This is a genomic window from Pseudoalteromonas xiamenensis (assembly GCF_017638925.1).
In the GTDB taxonomy this organism is placed as follows: domain Bacteria; phylum Pseudomonadota; class Gammaproteobacteria; order Enterobacterales; family Alteromonadaceae; genus Pseudoalteromonas; species Pseudoalteromonas xiamenensis.
Window position 1 is genome coordinate 1641031 of the sequence record NZ_CP072133.1, and the last position, 21745, is coordinate 1662775.

General features: G+C 47.3%; 19 protein-coding genes and 2 pseudogenes. 5 read left to right on the forward strand and 16 right to left on the reverse strand.

From position 1 onward, the window contains the following. Positions 1-45: 45 nt before the first annotated feature. From J5O05_RS07940 to J5O05_RS22390, 5 genes and pseudogenes are all read right to left on the reverse strand, one after another. Positions 46-874, reverse strand: a pseudogene (locus J5O05_RS07940) (DUF3034 family protein). Beyond that, a pseudogene (locus tag J5O05_RS07945) lies at positions 861-3174 on the reverse strand (bifunctional diguanylate cyclase/phosphodiesterase). The pseudogenes J5O05_RS07940 and J5O05_RS07945 overlap by 14 nt, the downstream one beginning before the upstream one ends. Beyond that, entirely contained in the window at positions 3164-3799 is a 636-nt protein-coding gene (locus J5O05_RS07950; RefSeq protein ID WP_208844325.1) for a methylamine utilization protein, read from the reverse strand. The pseudogene J5O05_RS07945 and the gene J5O05_RS07950 overlap by 11 nt, the downstream one beginning before the upstream one ends. A 120-nt stretch (positions 3800-3919) precedes the next feature. Then, positions 3920-5020: a phosphoribosylaminoimidazolesuccinocarboxamide synthase gene (locus J5O05_RS07955; RefSeq protein WP_208844326.1), complete on the reverse strand. Its 1101-nt coding sequence runs from the start codon at positions 5018-5020 to the stop codon at positions 3920-3922. A 54-nt stretch (positions 5021-5074) separates the two neighbouring features. Continuing rightward, a complete protein-coding gene (locus J5O05_RS22390) occupies positions 5075-5209 on the reverse strand; it encodes a hypothetical protein (protein WP_280117681.1) in 135 nt (44 codons plus the stop codon). A gap of 89 nt (positions 5210-5298) precedes the next feature. On the opposite strand from J5O05_RS22390, the gene J5O05_RS07960 reads away from it, so the two are divergent. From J5O05_RS07960 to J5O05_RS07975, 4 genes are all read left to right on the forward strand, one after another. Continuing rightward, on the forward strand, positions 5299-5991 hold the full coding sequence (locus J5O05_RS07960) for an ABC transporter ATP-binding protein (RefSeq protein ID WP_208844327.1): 693 nt from the start codon (positions 5299-5301) through the stop codon (positions 5989-5991). Further along, a complete protein-coding gene (locus J5O05_RS07965; protein ID WP_208844328.1) occupies positions 5991-7235 on the forward strand; it encodes an ABC transporter permease in 1245 nt (414 codons plus the stop codon). The genes J5O05_RS07960 and J5O05_RS07965 overlap by 1 nt, the downstream gene beginning before the upstream one ends. Positions 7236-7246: 11 nt before the next feature. After that, positions 7247-7738: a DUF3299 domain-containing protein gene (locus J5O05_RS07970; protein WP_208844329.1), complete on the forward strand. Its 492-nt coding sequence runs from the start codon at positions 7247-7249 to the stop codon at positions 7736-7738. A 161-nt stretch (positions 7739-7899) separates the two neighbouring features. Next, complete coding sequence (locus tag J5O05_RS07975; RefSeq protein WP_208844330.1) at positions 7900-9120, forward strand: isochorismate synthase; 1221 nt, start codon at positions 7900-7902, stop codon at positions 9118-9120. A 191-nt stretch (positions 9121-9311) separates the two neighbouring features. On the opposite strand, the gene J5O05_RS07980 is transcribed toward J5O05_RS07975, so the two are convergent. Together J5O05_RS07980 and J5O05_RS21745 are read right to left on the reverse strand one after the other, a co-directional pair. After that, the gene (locus J5O05_RS07980; protein WP_244369906.1) at positions 9312-11120 is read right to left on the reverse strand and encodes a TonB-dependent receptor domain-containing protein; all 1809 of its coding nucleotides are present in this window, start codon (positions 11118-11120) and stop codon (positions 9312-9314) included. Beyond that, positions 11101-11448, reverse strand: coding sequence for a Plug domain-containing protein (locus J5O05_RS21745; RefSeq protein WP_244369907.1), 348 nt, complete (start codon positions 11446-11448; stop codon positions 11101-11103). Before J5O05_RS21745 ends, J5O05_RS07980 begins: the two co-directional genes overlap by 20 nt. Before the next feature lie 133 nt (positions 11449-11581). Here J5O05_RS21745 and J5O05_RS07985 point away from each other — a divergent pair, with 133 nt between their 5' ends. After that, entirely contained in the window at positions 11582-12532 is a 951-nt protein-coding gene (locus tag J5O05_RS07985) for a helix-turn-helix domain-containing protein (RefSeq protein ID WP_208844331.1), read from the forward strand. A 16-nt stretch (positions 12533-12548) separates the two neighbouring features. Here the strand turns inward: J5O05_RS07985 and J5O05_RS07990 are convergent, their stop codons facing one another. From J5O05_RS07990 to J5O05_RS21760, 9 genes are read right to left on the reverse strand one after another with little or no spacing between them, the layout of a single operon-like run. Beyond that, on the reverse strand, positions 12549-13496 hold the full coding sequence (locus tag J5O05_RS07990; RefSeq protein WP_244369909.1) for an MFS transporter: 948 nt from the start codon (positions 13494-13496) through the stop codon (positions 12549-12551). Between the two features lie 22 nt (positions 13497-13518). Next, positions 13519-13728, reverse strand: coding sequence for a hypothetical protein (locus J5O05_RS21750; RefSeq protein ID WP_244369911.1), 210 nt, complete (start codon positions 13726-13728; stop codon positions 13519-13521). Next, the gene (locus tag J5O05_RS07995; protein WP_244369913.1) at positions 13725-15206 is read right to left on the reverse strand and encodes an amidohydrolase family protein; all 1482 of its coding nucleotides are present in this window, start codon (positions 15204-15206) and stop codon (positions 13725-13727) included. The genes J5O05_RS21750 and J5O05_RS07995 overlap by 4 nt, the downstream gene beginning before the upstream one ends. A 53-nt stretch (positions 15207-15259) precedes the next feature. Continuing rightward, positions 15260-16363, reverse strand: coding sequence for an aminotransferase class III-fold pyridoxal phosphate-dependent enzyme (locus tag J5O05_RS08000; protein ID WP_280117682.1), 1104 nt, complete (start codon positions 16361-16363; stop codon positions 15260-15262). 7 nt (positions 16364-16370) lie between these two features. Continuing rightward, positions 16371-16517: a hypothetical protein gene (locus J5O05_RS22395; RefSeq protein WP_280117683.1), complete on the reverse strand. Its 147-nt coding sequence runs from the start codon at positions 16515-16517 to the stop codon at positions 16371-16373. Between the two features lie 15 nt (positions 16518-16532). Beyond that, complete coding sequence (dhbA, locus tag J5O05_RS08005; RefSeq protein WP_208844333.1) at positions 16533-17306, reverse strand: 2,3-dihydro-2,3-dihydroxybenzoate dehydrogenase; 774 nt, start codon at positions 17304-17306, stop codon at positions 16533-16535. Beyond that, entirely contained in the window at positions 17306-18127 is an 822-nt protein-coding gene (locus tag J5O05_RS08010; protein ID WP_208844334.1) for a siderophore-interacting protein, read from the reverse strand. Before J5O05_RS08010 ends, dhbA begins: the two co-directional genes overlap by 1 nt. Next, the gene (locus J5O05_RS21755) at positions 18124-19539 is read right to left on the reverse strand and encodes an SDR family oxidoreductase (protein ID WP_244369914.1); all 1416 of its coding nucleotides are present in this window, start codon (positions 19537-19539) and stop codon (positions 18124-18126) included. Before J5O05_RS21755 ends, J5O05_RS08010 begins: the two co-directional genes overlap by 4 nt. A 37-nt stretch (positions 19540-19576) precedes the next feature. Beyond that, positions 19577-21709, reverse strand: coding sequence for an amino acid adenylation domain-containing protein (locus J5O05_RS21760; RefSeq protein ID WP_280117684.1), 2133 nt, complete (start codon positions 21707-21709; stop codon positions 19577-19579). Positions 21710-21745 lie beyond the last annotated feature (36 nt).

Genomic DNA, 21745 nt, shown 5'->3' on the forward strand with positions numbered 1-21745 from the left:
CGGAAAAAACATCAAATTGCACCTTCAATAAATCGTTCCTGAACCTCAGTAATACCCAGTAAGCGACACATACCATCCTGTTTGATCTGGTGCGCCTGCAATACGCCCCAAATCCAAATAGGCGGCTGTCACGCTTATCGATTTGTTTGGAAACCAAGCGATAAAAGCGTCTTGCCAATGCGTTTCCCCAAGACCTAAGTTATCTGGTTTTTGTCGATACTCGACGCCAACCGCCCAGTTTGGATTGATGAATACCGCACTACTTGCCTCTAGCTGCCAGCGATTATCTTGCTTCGCACCGCCATAACCAAGTAAGCCAAGCTGATTGGCTTCCGAATGCCGTAGCGCGACATTCCAAAACCAGTTGTATCCGGCTATCGCACCTAAATGAAGTTTACTAGCCGCAATATAAAAATCATTTCCACTAAGCGCTTTCGCGCCAACCAAGGACGCAACGGTGCCATCATCTAACGATTTGTGCTGCCATCCGATACTCACTTGAGGCATTGAACTGTAGACAATATCACCGTAAACGCGCCATTTAGCACCATAAATGCGCTGTTTTATTGTCGTGTTTAACGCCGGAACATCAAAACGCTGTTCTGCAACGCTGAGACTCAACGGTGTCAAACACGTTTCCTTGTACGCCGCAGACATCTAATTGGTAATCCGATACATCCGCGCGACTGCAAAAACCACTGATGGACCATTCGTCTTCGCTGGCGTAACCCGCTAATTGCGCCCAAGGCACAATCCCCCCGCCAGCACTGCCTTCCACTTGTGAAACGCCGGGTGTGGCCAGAATTTTACCGTCGGCAGCCATGACTGAACCACTAAACACTACAGCAAGAAGCAATGAGTTAACCCGCTTCATGATACTCTCCTAGCCACTTCTCAAACTCAAGCGCTGGCAATGGTCGGCTTAGATAGTAGCCTTGTGCATAATCGCATCCCATTTCTCGTAACAAAGTAAGCGATGCTTGATTTTCGACACCTTCTGCCACCACACTGAATCCCAGTTGATGACCAAGACTGATTGTCGATTGCACGATACATTGATCTTCATGTGACTCATTGAGTTTAAGAATGAACACTTTATCTAACTTAAGTTCGTCAATTGGCAGCATTTTTAAACGCCCAAGCGAAGTTTGACCGACGCCGTAGTCATCGAGAGAAACAACTGCCCCTAATGCTTTCAAACTGTTTAGGGCTGCAATGCCTTTTGTTTCGTTTTCAATCATGTCTCGCTCAGTCAGCTCAATGGTGACCAGCTTAGATGGCACTTTATATTTGATCAGCGTTTCTTGTAAGTGAGGTAAAAACCCTTCATCAACAATGTCTTGAGCTGAAACGTTAATCGCCGCTTTCATAACAATGCCTTTGCTTTGCCATGCCGCGATTTGTCCAACCACCGTGTCAATAACCCATTGAGTAAGTTCCACAATCAGCCCAGATTGTTCTGCTAAGTCAATGAACATTTCTGGTGACACCCATTCACCATTAGAACGTCGCCAACGAATTAGCGACTCGACTTTGTCGATTTGATGAGTGCGGAAATTGAGTTTAGGTTGATAAGCCATAAACAACTGGCCATCGTTATCCGACAGCGCTTGTTTCAACTCGTCTATCAATTGCAATCGCGCTAAGTATTCCTCGTCTTCGCCCTTACGATAGTAATAAACATTGACCCCTTCTTGAGCTGCATTATCCGCAGCAATCAGGGTTCGGCGTAACAAATCTTCAGCGTTGTCGCCATGCTCCGGGGCACATAAGGCTCCAATACTAAACCGCAGACGTCAATTCTAGGCCTTGAATATGGTAGGTCGCTTCCAGAGCCAGTTTTAGTGTCGTGACATAACGTTCAATCGACCAGTCAGGTTTTCCCTCAACAACAACCAGTAACTCGTCACCACCTAAACGCGCGAATTCGGCGTTAAAATCCGAGGCATGCTTTTGCATTCTTTCAGCAACTTGTACGATACATTCGTCACCAATTCGTGGACCTAACTTATCGTTGATGTGGCGCAGCCCTTTAATATCAACACCGATTAAATATTGCGGCATCTCGGATATCAGTCGTACGTTCAACGTTTCAAGTGTGGCACTGCGATTTAAAAATCCCGTCATGGAATCGTGACTCGCGGCAAAGCGGATTTGAGCTTCACGTGACTGAATGTTTTCACCCATGTCATGGAAGGCATCCATCAGAGCACAAATTTCTGAACTGGGTTTTGTGGATGCGACTTTCGCTTTATAGTTACCTTGCGCGAACGCCTTCGCCATTTGCGTCAATTGTTGCAATGGGCGTGTTAAATTTCGGGCTAAAAAGCCACTGGCCAAAAAACCCAATAACACGGTCACGAGCGAGAGAATCACTACCGTCAGAACCATTTTATCGAATTCAGCGTAGTCCCTTTTTAGGTCAGCACTCAAAATGACGCTCACTGCGCTGTCTGTCAAAGCAGGTAAAGCAACGGACGCATTCGCATACATCGGCGATGTCCCCATGATGCGTTGTACTCGCTTAGAGTTTGTGTACTCAAGCACGCCCATGCCTTCAGGTAATGCCATACTCGATACTTTCGTAGTGCCCGTTTCAACCACGAAGCTCACTTCCATGCCGGTGACTTTGCGCAAATCTTTTGCAACCGCAGGGGTTATTGCAAAGCCAACAATGGTAAATGCTATCGTTCTTGGTGCTTTGACAGGTAAAATGATGGCTTGATAAAGCGTTTTATCGATAACAATGAATGTCGAATCATCTTCGTGTGAAAGCAGGTCACGCATCACACTGCGCGAATCACTTGGTAATTGTAAGTCTTGGCGGTTAGCTGAGATAAGGTTGCCACTTGTATCTAATAACACCATCAATTCAGCATCAATACGTTGGCTGTGGTTGTACAGGACACTGGCAATCGTTTCCGCATCGCGCGTGGCGACGGCTTGCTTAAACCCAAAATCCGACGTCAAGACACTCGCTGCAGTCAACAATAACCGCTGTTTCGCTTGCAAATATTGCGTATAAACGTTTTCTGCAACGCTGATGGCTTCTTGCGTTTTCCGCTCGTTAAATTGGCTGGAAGACCACCAAGTTCCCATTAAACTGCCTGTGGCCGTTAACACCACTAAGCCTATGCATAGTGCAATAATCCTGTGCTTCAAACTAGTGAGCATGATTTACCTTAAACTTTTCCCCAAATGTGTTGCGAGGCGCAGGAGCTTGTGTGTTAATCACCACGGAGCCTGTTTTTTCTACCTCTGACCAACGTATTGTTTGCGCGCTTTCTGGGCCTTGTTGTTGTTCTGGATGCCATACCCGCAAAACAGTTTGTGGTTGCAACTCAGGCAAACGGATTGTGCCTGAATCATTGGTTTTAAATACGTTGGCTGAGTGTGCAACGTAAATGTATCCCACCATCGAGTCATGAATGTTGCAGCCCAACACCACCACGCCAGGATTCTCAAATAAGATTGGATTGTTCGGTGTCCCGTGATACAGCTTAAGCTCGAATGGTTTGGTATTTGAAAATGAATAAACGTGATGGCGAATGTCGTCACTGTTTGGAAAGTTCACGAGTTGGCCTTGAGTAATAGCCAGCACATACGGTTCAAATTGCTTGTTTACTTGATCCATAATAGCCATTGGCTTTTCTGCCAGCACCGAATCATCCAGCACTTCGACCACCGCATTCGCAAGCGGGCCACCCTGCCCATCAACAATGAACACGGTTGCGCCATAGCTACTCATTGACAATGATGTGATAAAACTCATTGCAACTAAGTTGCTCCAAACAGACATGATTTACTCAATATTAAAAAATGCGCAATACGTTAAGTAAAAGTGAGTTGCAGTGCAATTGCAAGGGGAATGAGGGAAAAGCCATAAAAAAACCAACTTTTCCCTAAAAATGGAGCGTTATTAATCAATTAGACCATATTGCTCATCAAGAATCGCAATCACTTCAGCTCGCGGATCCGCAGGGATTGTCAGTGCATGACCTACAATTTTGCTCGCAATACCTACATAGGTATTCGACACGTCAAGCATCACCGACTCAGGTAACTTGTAACCTTGAGCAAGTGCTTCACGCTCAGGCATACGGTCTTTGTTTAGCAATACGTCACTGTCAGGTACGTTATTAATGAGTAACTGACGGAAACCCTCTTTCGAGTTCTCGATGATCTTACCATCGCGGTATGCCGCACCATCCCAAATACGTGATGAATCTGGCGTGCCGACTTCATCGATGTAAATCAATTTTTCTACACCACTAGTGTCTTCAACGTAACCAAACTCAAACTTCGTATCCACAAAGATTTGGTCTAGTTTTGCGAGTTCCGCCGCAATCACGTTAAAGCCTTGCGTTAACAATTGCTCGTACTTATCAACGTCCGCTGCCGACTTGAAGTTAAACGCGTCAAGATTGTTAAGAATGTTTTGACGGGTAATGTTCACGTCGTCTTGTTCTGGCACTTCCGCTACGCCGCGAATGATGCCTTTCGTAGAAGGAGTGATAAGCACTTCGGCTAATTTTTGGTTTGCCGTTAATCCTTCCGGTAAATCGATACCACAGAAGTTACGCACGCCTTTGCTATAATCACGCCACATGCTGCCTGTAATATATTGGCGCGCAATCGCTTCAACACGAACGGTGCTTGCTTTACGCACAATCCAAACGTATGGGTGTGGAATGTCTACAATGTGGTTGCCCGCAAGACCCGCAGCATCAAACAATTTGAACCAGTGTGATGCCACACTGTTCAGTGCGATACCTTTACCAGGCACACCATTTAAACCGTTTTCACCTTGCCAAATGCAGTCGAATGCAGAAATACGATCGGAAATAACCATGATCGCAAGCTCAGTACCCTTTGGTACATCGTAGCCTTTTTCTTCGATTAAACGTGCACTGTCTTCGTCGGTTAACCAGTAAACTGAACGTACTTTACCACTGTGAACCGCACCTTTTGTGCGAATAGGAAGATCGTCATTGACGTCTAAAACTTTGTAGCTACTCATTGTGTCTCCAAGGAATGGCTGCACCTTGCTAAAGGGCGCAAAATAATGAGGGGGTTAGAGGCGAGTATAATAGTCGAGCAGCGCAAAAATCACAATTGTTGCCATCGTATTCAAATGACTTTGCACCACGCCAGCTTGGTCGCCCGAAATTTGATGTGTAAGCAAACGAAGGGGGGCGTCTTCAATCATCGGTGTTTTTTCGCACTTTGCCGCACGAGGGTTTAGTGTCCAAGGTTAAGTGCGCTAACATGGTGAGAGTCCCATTATAACGAATGACTATGATCACACTCGAACAGCTACGTTATCGCTGGCCAAAACACGATATTGACACCATTCACATTGAGCAGTTGCAAATCCAGCAAGGGGAACGCATTTTTCTGTTTGGTCCAAGCGGCACAGGGAAATCGACTTTATTGGGTTTATTAGCAGGTATCCACCGGCCAACACTCGGCAAAATTTCCATTTTGAACCAAGATTTGACGTCTCTGTCGAACGCCAAACGAGACCAATTTCGCGCAGATCACATTGGTACTATTTTTCAAAATTTCAATTTACTTGCTTATTTAAACCCACTTGAAAACGTGATGTTGGGCTGTCACTTTTCAACGCTCCGTACAAACAAAGCAGTGCAACAACATGGCTCGGTCAAACAAGCAGCCCGCCATTTACTCGCTCAACTGGGCATCTCAGAGCCGCTACTTCACCATAGCGTCGGCGAACTCAGCATAGGGCAACAACAACGCATCGTCGCGGCACGTGCTGTAATTGGCAAACCAGAACTTATCATCGCTGATGAACCAACATCTGCGCTGGATGCAGACAACCGCGCTGCATTTATTAACTTACTGTTTGAACAGGCGACACAATGTAACGCAACGTTGTTATTTGTTAGCCACGACCAAAGTTTAGCCCCGATGTTTTCAAGGCAACTGAGTTTAGCTGAGATTAACCAACGAGATGAGAAGGTATAATGACGTTATTTCGATTAGCGATTAAAAGTACCTTCAACCGCAAAGGTGCTGTTCTATTAACCCTGTTCGCCATTGCCATTAGTGTCATGGTGCTATTAACAATTGAACGCATTCGACACGAAGCTAAAGTCAGTTTTAGCAACACCCTTTCAGGCACTGACCTTATCGTTGGTGCAAAAACAGGTGATATTCAATTGCTCCTAGCCAGTGTATTCCGGTTGGGTTACACCAATAATGGTGTGTCTTGGCAAAGCTACTCAGACATTCAATCGAAAAAGGGCGTCGCTTGGACGATACCTCTGAGTCTGGGTGACAGTCACAAAGGTTTTGCGGTACTCGGTACGACCCTTGATTACTTTGCACATTACCGCTATGGCAATAAGCAGTTACTTAGCTTTGCGCACGGACACCCTTTTACCACCCCACATGAGGTAGTCCTTGGTGCTGAGGTCGCCGCGAAAATGCATTACCAACTGGGCGATCCGATTATTCTGTCTCATGGCCTTGGCAAAACGAGTTTCCACCATCACGACGACCACCCGATGACGGTCGTCGGGATCTTAGCTGCGACAGGCACACCCGTCGATAAAACCTTGCATGTGCCGCTTGCTGCCATTGAACAAATACATGACCAAATTCACACAACACACGACCATGATGAAGATGATGACAACGATTTAGTCGGTCATCCAAAGCAAATATCGGCCTTTCTTATGGGCTTTGACTCGCCGCTCTACACCCTACAGGTGAGAAGAAACATCAATCAATATAAAGCCGAGCCGCTTTTAGCCATTATGCCAACCGTTACGCTACGTGAACTTTGGGAGATGCTTGGCATGGTCGAAAAACTGCTGTTGTTGTTTTCAATTGCATTAGTTTTCATCAGTTTACTAGGAATGCTAACGACCATGTTGGCCACATTGCAACAACGCCGACGTGAACTTGCCATTTTGCGTTCAGTGGGAGCGCGTCCTAGCCATATTATTGCCCTGTTAATGGGTGAAGCATTACTTATCACAACCCTTGGATGCCTTGCGGGCGTTGGGTTATTCTATCTTGCACTGCACGCTGGATACGCTGTATTGCAGGCACAATTTGGGATTGGAATTAGCCTTTCGGTGTTGAATCACTATGAACTGCAGATTCTTGCCGCTATCATTGGGGCGGGCACGCTCATCGGTTTAATTCCAGCACTTCGCGCCTATTTCTATTCTTTAGCCGATGGCATGAGCATTAAAGTTTAAGTGGACATTACATGAAAATATTTTTTAGAGTCGCGTTTTTCTTATGTGCAGGCCTTGTCAGCACTCACCTTTTAGCGAATGAACCCAAAGAAATATTTTGGGAAGACCTTATTCCAAAAGGCCACTTACAAATAAGTAATCAAGATGCGGCAAGTCACGATGGGACAGAGCAAAATTGGGTTCAGCCAGATCTTAACGCTCCTGTTGTCCCAGAGCTCAACAATCAAACAGTCACGTTACCAGGCTTTGTCGTGCCTCTTGAAGGCAACAGTGAGATCATTACCGAGTTCCTGCTTGTGCCTTACTTCGGTGCCTGCATTCACGTTCCACCGCCACCACCAAATCAAATTGTGCACGTTAAGATTAAAGACGGCGTGCCCATAGAAAGTCTTTATGACGCGATTTCAGTTACTGGGGTCATTAAAGTGGAAACTTGGAAAGGGGATATGGCCCAAACTGGTTACACCATGCAAGCCGTGGGCGTTGCCCCGTTTGAACTCTAACCAGTATCCTTTTTGACATTATCGAGTTTGTAGCCCCTAGTCGGTTTGCAAACTCAACCTTCTTCTCTTTCAGCATCAACACCAAACTTTCTCTAAATATTCTTCACCTCATTTCGTCATTTGGATAACCAAAACTTATGCACTGGAAATGAGGAAAATCCATGTTAAGCGAACTCGACGCGCTAACCGACCTTGCTGCACCAGAACGCCCGTTTGACCCTCAACAACACGCCTTGTTTGTGTCAGGTCAACGCTGTTACTTAGCACAGCATCCACATCATCGTTTTACATCCCCCATCGACAATCATGAAACACTCGTCAACACACTCGAAACGGAGTTGGCAAAATGTCCAAGTGAGGATGCTGTCGTTTTTGGCGTCTTGCCTTTTTGCAAATCGGAGCAAGCGCAGTTTTTAGTGTCGGATCACGTTCAGACCCTCGACAAATCGCATTTTACCGCGTACCTCGCGTCCCAAAATAAGCTTGATGGCGTTCGTTTTCCTGAATTAGATAATGTTCATCATCGACAATCACAAACACAGTACGAACATGCCATTTTGCGCGCAAAGGCACTCTTTGAGCGGGAGGAGTTAGAAAAAATTGTGCTAGGCAAACAAGTTGATTTGTACTTTGATGATGCGCTCCCTAAAGGACAAGTGCTCGCCAATTTATTGCAACAAAGTGCAAGTGGCTTTCCATTTTCGTTTCCCACAGAATCGGGGGCAACTCTTTTGGGCGTCAGTCCTGAGTTACTGCTCAAAAAAAGCAACCGCGCTATTTTCAGCAACCCATTAGCCGGTTCAGCAAAGCGGACGTCAGATCCCGCTGTGGATGTGCAACGCCAACGAACACTCATGAACTCAAAAAAGGATAGGTTCGAGCATGCGGTCGTGTTGGTTGAAATGTCGCAAGTACTCGAACCTTGGTGTCATCAACTGCACATTCCAAGCGTACCTTCTCTCTTAAGTACAGCAACAATGTGGCATTTATCGACCGAAGTAGAAGGCCAACTGCACACCCCCGCAACCCATGTTTTAGCATTAGCCAATCGCCTTCATCCCACACCCGCATTGTGTGGAAAGCCCACTCAACACGCCTACCCATGGATTAAAGCTCTCGAAGGTGAATCCCGTCACTTTTTCTCAGGCATAGTCGGATGGTGTGATAAGCACGGTAATGGGGAATGGGTTGTGGTGATCCGAAGTAGTGAAATAAACGGTCGCCATGCCCGTCTTTTTGCAGGTGCAGGTATTGTCCACGCGTCAAATCCAACCGCCGAATGGTTAGAAACTGAAGCAAAACTGTCTACTATGTTGAACGCCTTACACGCTACCACGGCCTACCGACAAGTCACTCAAGAATCCCTATTAGAAACAGCCTAATCACCTGTCTAAACCTTGCCGATAGCGCGGTCACGTTAAATGTCTAGCGTGACCCTGTTTGCCTATTTTTACACTCGGCCACGCCTTGCTTTTGTTAAAAAAAAGCCCCCGTCCAAACGCAAAGAAGCGAACGCTGGAAACAAAAAAAGCCCAGCATATTGCCGGGCTTTGTTCTGGGTCAGGGTACCAGTTTAGAACTGGTAAGAAATACTGGCTTTAATGTTACGACCTGGTTCGTAATCCATTAAGAATAGTTTTCCAAATACAGGATGGAATGACACACCATTTTTGGAAGATTGAGACGCATAGAATTCGTCAAACACATTATCCACACCGACTCGAACATGTAGATTCGCCACCGCTTCAGGCTGCCAATGAGCACTGATGTTGTGTACGCTAAAGCCATCCTTGCTGTTGTCCAAATCAGCACCATACAAATCCGTGCCGGCTGCCACGTCGTCCACCACCATGAAATCCCAATTTAAGGTTAAGTTGTACTGGCTCAGTTGATACGTAAAATCAGCCGAAATCGTGTCACCCTGTTCACGCTCCAATCGCGCACCATCGAGTGAAGCGTATTGAGAATAGGCGTCCAGATCACTTTCCGAATTTGAATACGTTAGCTGCATTGAAAACGCATCAAATGCAAAACCCGCATAAACTTCAAATCCCTTCACCGTCATATCACCGACGTTGTCTTTCCATGTTTCACGGGGTTGGCCACCAGGTACTGCCGCATTGTCAAAGATATAGTCATCGATTTTGGTATTGAATGCGGTGGCACCTAAACGCAGTGTTTTGTCCGCCGCCACTTTTCCTTCATAGGCAATTGACAATTCACTGTTTAAACCTGTTTCAGCTTCCATGTCTTGATTTGGTTTGTCATCCAGACCCGCGCCCACAAATACTTCACTAATCTCAGGTCCTTTGAATAGCTCCGTTGAGCTTAGCTTAACCATCAAGTTATTGGTGATTTGATACTCTGCGGCTAACGAGAATGAAAACTCAGTAAAGTCGTTATCAACAGTGCCAGAATCGATATCATAACGGTCATAACGTACACCCGGGATCACGGCAAAGCCGTTACCGAACTCAACACGATCTTGTGCAAACAACGCCAAGTTTTTCGCCGATTCTTCCGAATGCTTATTCCCACCTGTGCTGATAACCAAATCATATTCTGTGTCGTGTTTGACGTAATCGGTACCATAGGTGAACGTGTGCTCTTCTGAGCCAAATAGACCATTTGTAAAGGTTTCAGCCAATACGTTAAAGCCAGAGTTCTTCGCCTCGCCGGTTACCTTACCCGCGTATGCTTGGAATCGAGGACTCGGTGATTGTGACCATCCAGATTCATCACGGTACAGCTCACTGGTGTTTGAATAAAGGCTTGCTTTAAGCGTTGAATGACCACCCCAATTTAAATCGTAACTGAGCGTCACGGTGTCACGCGTAAACTCTGTTGGCCACAATAAAGGGATTTGCAAACTGTTGGTAATAGCCGTATCCGTAGCAAGTCCCATGTCTGGTCGATAGCTATAATCGCCTTCATCCTTGTAGGCTTCATAACTCACCGCAATACGCTGGTTGTTGTCGATGTTCCAACCAAGCTTAACCAACGCGTCGCTCACATCGCCTTCTAATCCGCGTACTTTACCATCTGTCCCAGCAACGACCTTGTCGTCTTGGTCCAAAATTTTGCCACCGCCCACTTCGTAATTATCACGCTGTACCGAGTTATAATAGGCTAGGAAATCTACGTCATCGCTCAACAAACCAAAACTGGTGACGGAGTAGTTGCGACCTGCATTGTCTGCGGCACCTGCGGAAACACGCACGGCAAAACGTGCATCGTCCGTGAGTAGTTCACGTGCTTCTTTTGTTTCGAAACGAACTGAACCACCTAAGCCACCATTAATAACTGAGTTAGTTCCAGTTTCAATTTCAACTGACTTCAGAATATCCGCATGGATCTGTAAGTTACCCATATGGTGGTACATATACGTGTTCTGCGTCTGCGCCATCTATCGAAATACGTAAATCTTTATCATCCATGCTTCGGATAGTAATACGCTGGTTAAGTGAGTGCGCACCACCCACATCTACGCCAGGGATTGAACGCAGTAAATCAGAAATATGATCCGCTTGTTTATCTGCGATGTCCTGTTCTTTCAAATACAATGCTGACGTTTTGACTTCCGTTGACCAAACTTCAATTTTTTCAATTTTGTCGTCATCCGCGAAAGCCGGTGCAGATAACACTCCAGCTAATGTTAATGCGATAGTTGAATAGCGAAAGCCTAATTGCTTAGTGCGAGAAACTAACATATATGTCCCTTAAAATTAGATGCTAATACGAATCACTCGCAATATTATATCTCTTTCCTTTTATTGCTTTCTAAATATTAGTTATGCAAAATCGTCAATCCATTATGCGTTTTAAAAATAAATGGCAGGGTTCATGGAAGGGATAATTTCAGCAGAGCAACTGAGCGACCGACTTTTGGTCTCAAATGGTATGGATAGCCGAGTTGCACAACAACACGATACCCCTATTGCGATTGGGCGTCTTTCCTTTATCCCGTTAAGTGAGGCGATGCAATTACACCTCTGTTGCTATGTCGAGCAACAAAAAGCCAGTAACGCGGTACTTCTTTCACCAAGTCTCAATATCACGGTACTACTCAAAGGGTGTGTCGAATTTCGCGTGGGGAATAAGTTCTACCGTTTTGATGCAGCTCAATGCCCCATTGCATTTGCCAATATTATCGCTGTCGCCGAGCCATTTACTCGCTATATGCGAAGCCAACAGAAAATAGAAAAAGTCACCGTCAGCGTGTCTCTCCCTTGGTTTATGGATCGTTTTGGAAAGGAGGACGGGCAATTACTGACCACCAGCAAAGTGATTGAATTGCCTGTCACTGACGAGACACTTGAGCAAACACAGCATCTTTTGACGACTTCAAACACACTTTCTAAAATTCAAAAGTTGCAATGTGAAGGATTAGCAATGCAATGGTTAAGTGCGCTTATCCTGCCAATGCTTAGCGACAATCCGTCTTCGCAAGCAAGCTATCGTTTGCCTCCCCAGGAGGATGTCGAAGTGAAAAAACTTAAAGTCGTTGCCTTGCTTGAAGCGGGTCACACTGTCGAAGACGTCGCACAGCAATTAGCCATGAGTTTGAGTAGTTTGCTGCGTTTTTTTAAAACTCACTTTAATGCCACACCAAAACAATACATTAAGCAACATACCCTATTCAAAGCACGCTACGCTTTGCTGGTCGATGGTCTTTCAATTGGTGAAGCGGCTTATTTAGCGCGTTACGATCACGTTGGGAATTTTATCGCGGCATTTAAAAAACAATTTGGTGTAACGCCGATGCAGTTTATTAAACAGCATCGGCCGTTTTAAAGCATTAGGCAGGAGACTAAATCACATCGGCTTGGCGTTTACTGAACCACATAAAATAGGTAAGGCAAACAACCACGACCACCATTGAAATAATGACGGCCAACGAGCGGAAAAACAAAGCATACCCCAACGTGGACGTCAGTGGTTCTAGCAAAACCGGACTCATAAACTGGCCTGTAAAATAACAGGTCATCATGATCCCCATCGCTTTACCTCGCATCATCGGCGGAACAAACTCAAACAACCAAACGACCAAGTTTGGGCGGATCAAACCAAGTCCCGTCCCGACAATTAAACTTGAACAGACAATGCGAGGAATGGTTTCCACCACACTCAAAAAAGCAAAACCCAGAGCAATGACTATCCAACCTATCATATGCAGTTGCTTAATCCCGAAGTAACGTCTGAAATACCCATAGCTCATTGATAAACAAGACATGGCAAGTAAGAAACCTGCGATCACAAATCCAATTTCGGTTGCGGAAGCATGGTGATGGCTCAGATAAAACGGTAAGTGTATGGTTAAGCCATACAGCACAATAATTTCCACAAAAGCCAGCACACAACATCCTGCAAATGCCTGACTCATCCACTTCGTTGCTGGTGTTGTTTTTGACGAATCTTGGTCTTGCAGAGGTGGGGCTTTAACAAATCGCCAAACACCCGGCAACACCAGAAGCGACAGTCCATAGATTGCAAATACCCATGTCCAATGTTGCTCAGCAAGCACGCCTGCTATCGATAAAAATAGCACCCCACCGAATCCACCAAACGCCGCTTGCCAGCCCATATAGCGTGAAAAATTTGGGCCTTCAAAATACCGACTCGCAATCGTTGTGCAGCTCACCATAATGAAGGCCACCGCAATCCCCATTAGCGCTCGACTAAAGAGGATAAGCCACAGCGATGTCTGCCAGTAAAATCCTAAAAAACCGCTGACCGCAAACGCTGCCAAGGCGCACATGAGCAACTTCTGACTGTCCCATCTATCGACAAGAGCCCCCTGCCAATGGCGCACACAACGCAATCACTAAACCGGGCAAAGTGAGTGTCATTTTAACCCAAAACTCCGCGCTCGGCAGCGTACTAAAGGCCTCTGTCATTGCGGGCATAGCCGGCGCTAAGGTTGCACTCGCAAGAATGGTCATCGTACTGGCGAGCAGCAAAAACCACGTTGCCCATCGCGTATGTGTCATGATGGACCTCCGATACGTGTTCTTGCCGCGGCCACCGCTTTGAGGTAATCCTGATACAATTCGTCTTCATCAAAACGCGTGCTGCGCCCGTCTTTCACCACAAAATCCCCTGCAACCATAACCGAATCAACGTCATGACTACTGCCAGTAACAATAAAGGTTCGTAACGGATGGGCTGAGAGTTTGTAACGATAATCATCGTTATTAACCAATATAAAATCCGCTTGCTTACCCACTTCTAAGGAACCAATCTCTGATAGCCAGTCCAATGCCTTTGCACCAAACAAGGTTGCGGTTTTTAATGCCAAGGTTGGAGGGCAGGCTGTATTGCAGTTTTGTGCCTCATTATGACCGAGGTGCGCGCCACGCATGGCTTCACACATACCGCCAATAAACGAAATATCGCCATCGGTGCTGCTGGATACCCACACGCCGTCTCGTAAGAATCGCCCTAACTGCCCTGTTTCACTTATCGTGGCCTCCCCTAACATGCCGTAGTGGGCTGGCGAATGACACAAATTGACACCTGTCGTGATAAGGCGTTGATATTCTTCGTCGCTTGCATATGCTGTGTGCACCGCCAAGAGTTTATTCGTGAGCAAACCCATTTCATCAAATCGAGCGATAGGTGAGCGGCCGAACACCCGCTCAACTTCGAGTCGTTCATGTTTGAGTGGCGCAAGGTGAGTCGCGTACGGCACATCGTATTGCTGCGCGATACTAGCCAATGCCTCAAGTTGCTTATCTGAACTACCAAAGGCCCCCATAACCGAGGGCATTGCTCCAACCAATCCCGAACTGTGATTGTTCCATGTCTCGATGAGCGCAAGCCAATCCGCCGTTTGCGCTGCCGTGTCCGCAATATAGGTTGGCGTCGATTTGTTTGCTTCCAACATAATGTCAGAACCCCATCGACTGACGCGTAGCCGCATCCCTAAATCAATAGCCGCAAGGGCCATCGCGTCAGCTTTATTTGCCGAGCCAACGTCGCCAAGCGCTGTCGTTCCCGAACGCAGTTGCGTCCACATGCTCCATCTGGCAATGGCAAGACCTTCTTCCAATGTAAGTTTATCGCCCACCGTTGAGATAAATCCAAACATCGAGCCTAATGCTTGAATATCGCCGCCATTTGAGTACGGCGTAGGCTCGAGGTGCGAATCATCTGGAGACTCAAAATTCGGTGCGACAAAACTTTCATGCCAATGCGGATTAATCAACCCCGGCAGCATCAGTTTCCCCTGCCCGTCGATACTGACGTCATAATCCAGCGGTAACTGACTTGCGTCGCCAAGCGCGACTATCCGCTTATCATGCACCAGCAGCCAACCATTCGCGATAGTGGTATTCGCTTCGTCTGCGGTGTAAATAAACACATTGTGAATGAGTGTACGCTTTCCTTGGGGCTGAGGCTTTTTACGTACCGCGTGTAAATTTAGAGGCTCGGTCAATTGCGCACTGCCAAATGGTTCCGAACCCACGCTATACGCACGGGTTAGGGCCGAAAATCGTGAAGAAGTTAGGCATGAACAGCTCATGAAGTGACGTCCGAAGGCTTAAATAAACCCGCTTCTTTCATCGCAATTAACGATTCTTTGACTGCGGTAATTGTTTGATTGATGTGAGCCTCAGTATGAGCAGCGCAAATGAAATTCACTTCACGGCGTAGCAAAATTCCTCGCTTCGCCATTTCAGCCAGAAACGGGATTGCAAACTTCACATGGGTTTGAGGGTCTTTGGCAAATAAAAACATTGGGATAGCATCATAACCAACAATCCGCAGGGGTGTATCAAGTTGTTCTGCAATTTGGTTCACTTCGGTTTTGAGTAACGCCCCTAATTTGGCAATATGCTTGGTAAATTCAATGCGCTGATATTCTTTAAGCACTGCGTCACACACCGCCAGTGATAACATCTCGCCACCAAACGTTGTGGATACTTGTAACTCATTAAGCTTAGACATGAGCGCCTTTTTCCCCGCCACTGCCGACAGCGGCATACCCGCCGCAATACCTTTTGACAACGTCACTAGATCCGCTTGCACACCGAAATAGGCTTGCGCGCCACCGGGCGCTAGACGAAAACCAGTCACGACTTCGTCGAAGACCAGTATCACGCCGGTACGAGTACACACCTCTCGTAATTGCTGCAAAAACGCGTTGTCCAACTCTCGATTGTATGGAACTGACAGTAACACCGCTGCCAGCTTATCGCCGCGAGCTTCAATCTTTTCCAAAATGAGCGGTTCATCGGTAGGTGCAAACAATGGCATTCGATGAGTGAGTGAAGCGATGACTGCGGGGACTCCAGGTGTATCAAACATGTATTGATCATGCCAACCGTTGTAGCCCACGGTCATGATTTCATCACGACCCGTTGCGTAACGCGCTAAACGTACCGCGGCAGAATTAGCATCCGCACCCGTTTTAAAAAAGCGTACCATTTCAGCGCCAGGGATCACCTCAAGCAACGTTGTTGCCGTACTTACTTCAATCGGTGTCGGCAAAGAATGGATTAACCCTTTACTCAAATTGTCGGTAATGGCATTCACCACTACTGGATGGTTATGGCCAAGCGTATTGGCAGCCAATCCGCAAATAAAATCAATGTACTGATTACCATCAACATCCGTAACCAAAGCTCCTTCACCTTTTTTCGATATACACCGGAAATGCGCCCGGTGAAAATTGCTCTGGTTTTTTCATCATTGATTGCGTGAACCCCGCAATCAGTTGTTCGCCTTGCGCTTGCAGTTGCTCTGAACGCGTAAAAGACAGTGGCTGATTATTCATAACATCCTCGGAAAATTAGTGGCCTAACGTCGCACCACCATCAACCAATAAACTGGTCATCGTGATGTGTCTGGCTTGTTCACTTAAAAGAAAAATAATGCTGTTGGCGATGTCCTCGGGCGAGGCGATACGACCAAGTGGAATGCCCACCTTGAATTGCTCTAGGTCGCCTGAAATCGTGCGAGTTGCTCCTTGCGCGTCTCGCCATACTTGTTGCTGCATGGGCGTATCAGTCGAACCTGGGGCGACTAAATTGCAGCGAATGTTTGATGCCGCCAACTCAAGTGCTAACGTTTTCACCATGGCGCAAAGCGCTGCCTTCGAGGCGCAGTAAGCACCCATGCCCATCCTAGGTGTAGAAGCGGCATTACTGCTAACGGCCACCATCGCGCCAGCGCACCGACCTTTCATGTGGTGGGCCACCGCTTGGCAAAGATAAAAGGGGCCATGACAATTAACGGCAAAGGTGTGTTGCCACTCAACATCCGTTACCTCGGTTAACTCACCCATATGTAAAACACCAGCAACACTCGCTAAGTAATCAATAGCACCCAGTGTTCGTTCAATTTCATTCACAACACGCAGCACATCCTGTTGCTTGGTGACATCTAGCTGAATTTGGTAGTAATTCGCGGCCGCTTCCTGTAACACCGCCGAGGAAAACGCAATATCTGCCGCGACAACAATGGCGCCTTTTGCTCGCAACACATTCACCGTTGCAGCGCCAATGCCACGTGAGGCACCTGTCACCAAAGCAACTCGACCTGTAAATTCCGTTTTCACAGACATCAGTACACCTCATCCATTATCACGTGGCGTTGCTCGTGGTAGGTTTCCTCATCTTGACCTCTTCGCCAATACGGTATTGCATAAAGCTGCTGTTTGGTTAGTCCGAAGTCCTCAATCAACTTCTTCCGACACGCTAAAACGGCACTGTTTTCCCCAGCGATAAAGGCGCTGATTGAGGTTGTGTTTGGAGGAAGTGATACCGTTTGGATAGCGCTTGCAAGCTGAGTAGGTTGTCCTTGCACTCGTTTAAGCCAATGAATGTGCACACCGCTTGGGGCTTTTATGAAGTGAATATCGCGCTCACTTTCAACTTCGATAAATACCGCCGCCAGTGCATTCTCTGGCAGATGTTCAAGCAATGCACTTATAGCTGGCACAGCCGTTAAATCGCCAGCCAGCACATGCCAATCCGCAGGCGCAAGCAACGGATCTGGACCACCAGGGCCTGCGACCCCCAGTTCACTGCCTATCTCAGCGTTCACAGCCCAACCCGAAGCCGGGCTTTTATCGCCGTGCACCACAAAATCAATGTCTAGTTCGTTTTGATTGGCACGAAAGGCGCGCACGGTATAGGCACGTGTAATTGGACGGTCGGCTGGCCAGCGTATGGCTCCAGATGCTTCTCTTGTGGGAAGTTCTAATTTGCCTGTAATACGATTGGCGAAAAATAACTTGATGTGTGCGCCATGATAACCTTCTGGGAAGCCTCGTAATTCATCACCACTGACGGTTATGCGCAACAAGTTCGGGGTGATGTATCGCTTCGCGGTGCAGTACACACGGCGTGGCCCTGTAGGTGGAATTGGCTGTCTTACGCTCATGAATACACCTCGTTGCTTGTCGTCTTGGCCATGCGTTGTAATCGCAAAAAGGCATGTGGATGTTGAGCCGCGTCCACAATGCCCTGTTCAAACGCAAACTGCAGATACGTTGCTAAATCGTCGCGGTCGAATGGCGCTAAACTTAACTTGAACTCCGCGGCGGATTGTTTGAACTGGGTGTTGTCCGTGAGCATCGCTCGATTGCTTGCGCTTTTTTGTGCTTGTCCTTTGAAGAAGCTCGCAATGGTAAGATCGTTTTCATCACTTGATTGCTCAGCTTCACGCACCCAATCCGCTATCAACAACGAGTCAAACTCAAACCCAAACTCACGTAACCACTGATAGAGATCCACTAAATGCAGCGACGTCTCAGGTGTCACGTTAAATACTTGCGAGGCGCGTCCAGCAAACGTTTGCGCCACAATAAAGCGTGCGACCACATCGACTGGCGTCCATGGCTCGGCGACCGACAAGTCAGGTAATCGCTTTAATCTCAATCCCGTACGTAAAATTCGCCACACCAAATCATTGCCATTAATGAACCCAGTCTGTTTTGCGCCGATGACCCGAGCAAGACGATACACTTGTGCGTTCACCCCCGCCTCGATGGCAGACTCAACAAGACGTTCTGCGGCCCATTTGGATTGTTGGTAACCATCATGTAAGTCGTCATGAAGGGCGACAAAGTTCTCCGCCAAAGGCTCAGGCGACAGCGGTGCAACGGCGATGGTTGAAACATGATTAAATGGCACAGAAAAACGTTTCGCGAACAGCAAAAGCTCTGCTGTCGACTCGGTGTTTGCGGCTTTTAAACTGGTGTAATCACGAAGCACTGACGTGTGCGCGGCATTATGGATCACATGCGTGACACCACTACCGAGCGCGTCATAGTCCTTTGCATTTAACCCCAAGTTTGGCGTACTTAGATCCGCTAATAAAATTTCTACTCGCGTAAAATCTGGTACGTCGAGATGTTGCTGTAGGCACGCCTTCGTTAGCCGTTCAAAAGCAGCTTCCGTTGTCGTGGCTCGGACATGACAAATAACGTTTACGTTTGGACTTGCGAGCAAAACACTCAACAACTGCGCCCCGACAAAGCCCGTTGCACCGGTGAGCAACACGGTTGGCTGAGCTAATTTCACCGTCTTTACTTCATCGATATGCGCCAGTCTTCGGTTAAAGGCGGCAACGTTCTCGAGGAGTGGTTCTTGCCATTGAGTGTGCAACGTTTGCGCTTGCTCGGTCTCATTATTGAGTGCATCACACAAATCGCTTAACTTCGGGTGGGCAAACAAAAAGGTGACATTGACCGGTTTTTCTAACAAATTGGATAAACGAGCAGCCACTTGAATACATTGCAACGACTGCCCACCGATGGAAAAGAAATTGTCGTCACGACAAATCGACGGCACACCCAGAATGTCACGCCATACGTCCGCGATTAACCCCTCAAAATCGCTGAGTCTCTGTTGGGGTATTGGTCATCTGTGACGTAGCCGCTAAACGTTTTCGGTCAATTTTATTAGCAGGTGTTTTTGGTAATGCCGCGTAATAGTTCACTTGCACAGGTAGCATGGGAGCAGGTAGCTGATCTGAGAACTGGGCACGGAATGCTTCCAATGACCACGGTGTCTCACAAACTAAATGTGCTGCAAGGGCTTTAGGATGACCTTCACTATCACGTAAAAGCGTGATTGCGGCATCCACTATCGCCGCGTTTTCTAACATGACGGCTTCGATTTCGCCCAGTTCAATGCGATAGCCACTGATTTTTAGCTGCGCATCTTCACGTCCTAAATAGTCTAATTGACCACGACCCAGCATGCGTACCATATCGCCCGTGCGATAAGCTCGCGTTCTTTGCCGCACAACAGGATCCCAAAACGACACAAACGCGGCCTCGGTCAGTTCTGTTTGACCTAAATAGCCTGTAGCCAGTCCAGCGCCCGTCAGATAAAGCTCGCCACGCTCACCCATTTTGGCGATGTGCTCCGCATCGCGCATAACCACAGCACCACGGCCTGGTAACGGCAAGCCTATCGAATTGGTCGAATTACTTTGGCTTAAATCGATACACGTGGCCACGACCGTCGTTTCTGTTGGGCCGTAGGTGTTCAACACTCGAATTGACGATCCCATCTGCCTACGCCACGCGTCGATACGATGGCGATTGATTGCTTCACCACCAATAATGATGGTGTGCACTTGACCTAATTGGGTGAGGTTTGATTCGCACACAAAACGACACAGTTCATGCCAGTACGCGGTCGGTAAATCCAACACGGTGATCTGCAAACGTGCTATTTCGGCAATAAACGCATCGAAGGAATCGAGCATCGCGTCATTGCGAAGCACCAATTTAGCCCCTGTTGTAAGGGTCAAAAACACTTCTTCAATACAGGCATCGAAATGAAACGGTGCAAATTGCAGTACTGTATCGTCAGCATTCACTTGGTAGGCTTCACGCGCTCCAACAATAAACCCCGTCAGCGCACCATGATTCACCTGCACACCTTTGGGCTGGCCAGTAGAACCGGATGTGTAAATTAAATACGCTTCATCACTGTCATCAAGTGGATTCAATGCCGCCATCGTGTTTGACGCGGCGAGCGTTGTCACATTCATACTCGGTAGCAATGCATCGAGTTTTGACATAAACAACGCGGTCTGTTCATCCACCAGCGCCAATGACGGCTTTGCATCTGAAACAATGCGTTTGTTGCGTTCAATCGGTGCGTCCACGTCAATGAACACAAAGCGTTGTTTGGCCGCGAGCACCGCTAACATGGCAATAATGGTTTTTGGGCTTCTTGGCAGTAGCAATAAAATCGTATTTCCACTGGTTTGATGCAGAGCTTGTAGGTGGCTTGCAAGTAGACTCACCTGCTCAGCCAATTGTGCATACGTCCAACTTGGCCCATCGACCAAGGCAAGTGCCGTCGCAGTCGGCGTGGCATTCGCACACGCAAAAAATTGTGAGACCACATCGAACGTCTCTGAGTAAACCAATTCGGTTGGCGACGAAGTCATCGCCAAATTTGCATCTTTAAGTTCCAAAGGCACATCAAGCGTTTTACTGAGCGCCCCCAGTAAACTCACCACCTTGGCTTGCAATACCAAAAGCTCGCCATGGGTATAACCTGATTGTTGACCTTCCAGTTCAAAGCTCACTTTGCCATCAGCATGCTTAATGAAGATAAAGGCCAAATCATCTACTGGGCCGGCACTTAAGGTATGACTTAAGATTGGTTCACCGTCACATTCGGCTTGTCGTTCAAATGGTAAAATATTAACAACTGGCCCGAACAAACGGGTAGGAAGCGGCTCAACGTGCGCTAGGCTGCCAAGTGTTTCATAACGAAATCGAAAGTGTCTGCGCGCCTTTTTGAGTTCAACACACACCTGCTGCAGTAACATAGCGAAGCGTTCACAGTCTTCAAACTGCATACACACCGGCACAATATTCATATGCATGCAGGGTGTATTCGCGGCTTTTGAACCAAAACGGTTGGCGACAGGTAAGCCTATGATTGTGCGTGCAACACCCGTCTTTTCATGAATTAGAAACGCCACCGCCGCCAAGAGCAGTTCCGTCCAGTTTGCACCGACTTCCTGTGC

What these genes read in the sequence shown, in the direction of transcription:
- J5O05_RS07950 (WP_208844325.1), bottom strand. Translation starts at nt 3,799, where the DNA reads ATGTCTGTTTGGAGCAACTTAGTTGCAATGAGTTTTATCACATCATTG.
- J5O05_RS07955 (WP_208844326.1), bottom strand. Translation starts at nt 5,020, where the DNA reads ATGAGTAGCTACAAAGTTTTAGACGTCAATGACGATCTTCCTATTCGC.
- J5O05_RS22390 (WP_280117681.1), bottom strand. Translation starts at nt 5,209, where the DNA reads ATGATTGAAGACGCCCCCCTTCGTTTGCTTACACATCAAATTTCGGGC.
- J5O05_RS07960 (WP_208844327.1), top strand. Translation starts at nt 5,299, where the DNA reads ATGATCACACTCGAACAGCTACGTTATCGCTGGCCAAAACACGATATT.
- J5O05_RS07965 (WP_208844328.1), top strand. Translation starts at nt 5,991, where the DNA reads ATGACGTTATTTCGATTAGCGATTAAAAGTACCTTCAACCGCAAAGGT.
- J5O05_RS07970 (WP_208844329.1), top strand. Translation starts at nt 7,247, where the DNA reads ATGAAAATATTTTTTAGAGTCGCGTTTTTCTTATGTGCAGGCCTTGTC.
- J5O05_RS07975 (WP_208844330.1), top strand. Translation starts at nt 7,900, where the DNA reads ATGTTAAGCGAACTCGACGCGCTAACCGACCTTGCTGCACCAGAACGC.
- J5O05_RS07980 (WP_244369906.1), bottom strand. Translation starts at nt 11,120, where the DNA reads ATGTACCACCATATGGGTAACTTACAGATCCATGCGGATATTCTGAAG.
- J5O05_RS21745 (WP_244369907.1), bottom strand. Translation starts at nt 11,448, where the DNA reads ATGTTAGTTTCTCGCACTAAGCAATTAGGCTTTCGCTATTCAACTATC.
- J5O05_RS07985 (WP_208844331.1), top strand. Translation starts at nt 11,582, where the DNA reads ATGGAAGGGATAATTTCAGCAGAGCAACTGAGCGACCGACTTTTGGTC.
- J5O05_RS07990 (WP_244369909.1), bottom strand. Translation starts at nt 13,496, where the DNA reads ATGTGCGCCTTGGCAGCGTTTGCGGTCAGCGGTTTTTTAGGATTTTAC.
- J5O05_RS21750 (WP_244369911.1), bottom strand. Translation starts at nt 13,728, where the DNA reads ATGACACATACGCGATGGGCAACGTGGTTTTTGCTGCTCGCCAGTACG.
- J5O05_RS22395 (WP_280117683.1), bottom strand. Translation starts at nt 16,517, where the DNA reads ATGAATAATCAGCCACTGTCTTTTACGCGTTCAGAGCAACTGCAAGCG.
- dhbA (WP_208844333.1), bottom strand. Translation starts at nt 17,306, where the DNA reads ATGTCTGTGAAAACGGAATTTACAGGTCGAGTTGCTTTGGTGACAGGT.
- J5O05_RS08010 (WP_208844334.1), bottom strand. Translation starts at nt 18,127, where the DNA reads ATGAGCGTAAGACAGCCAATTCCACCTACAGGGCCACGCCGTGTGTAC.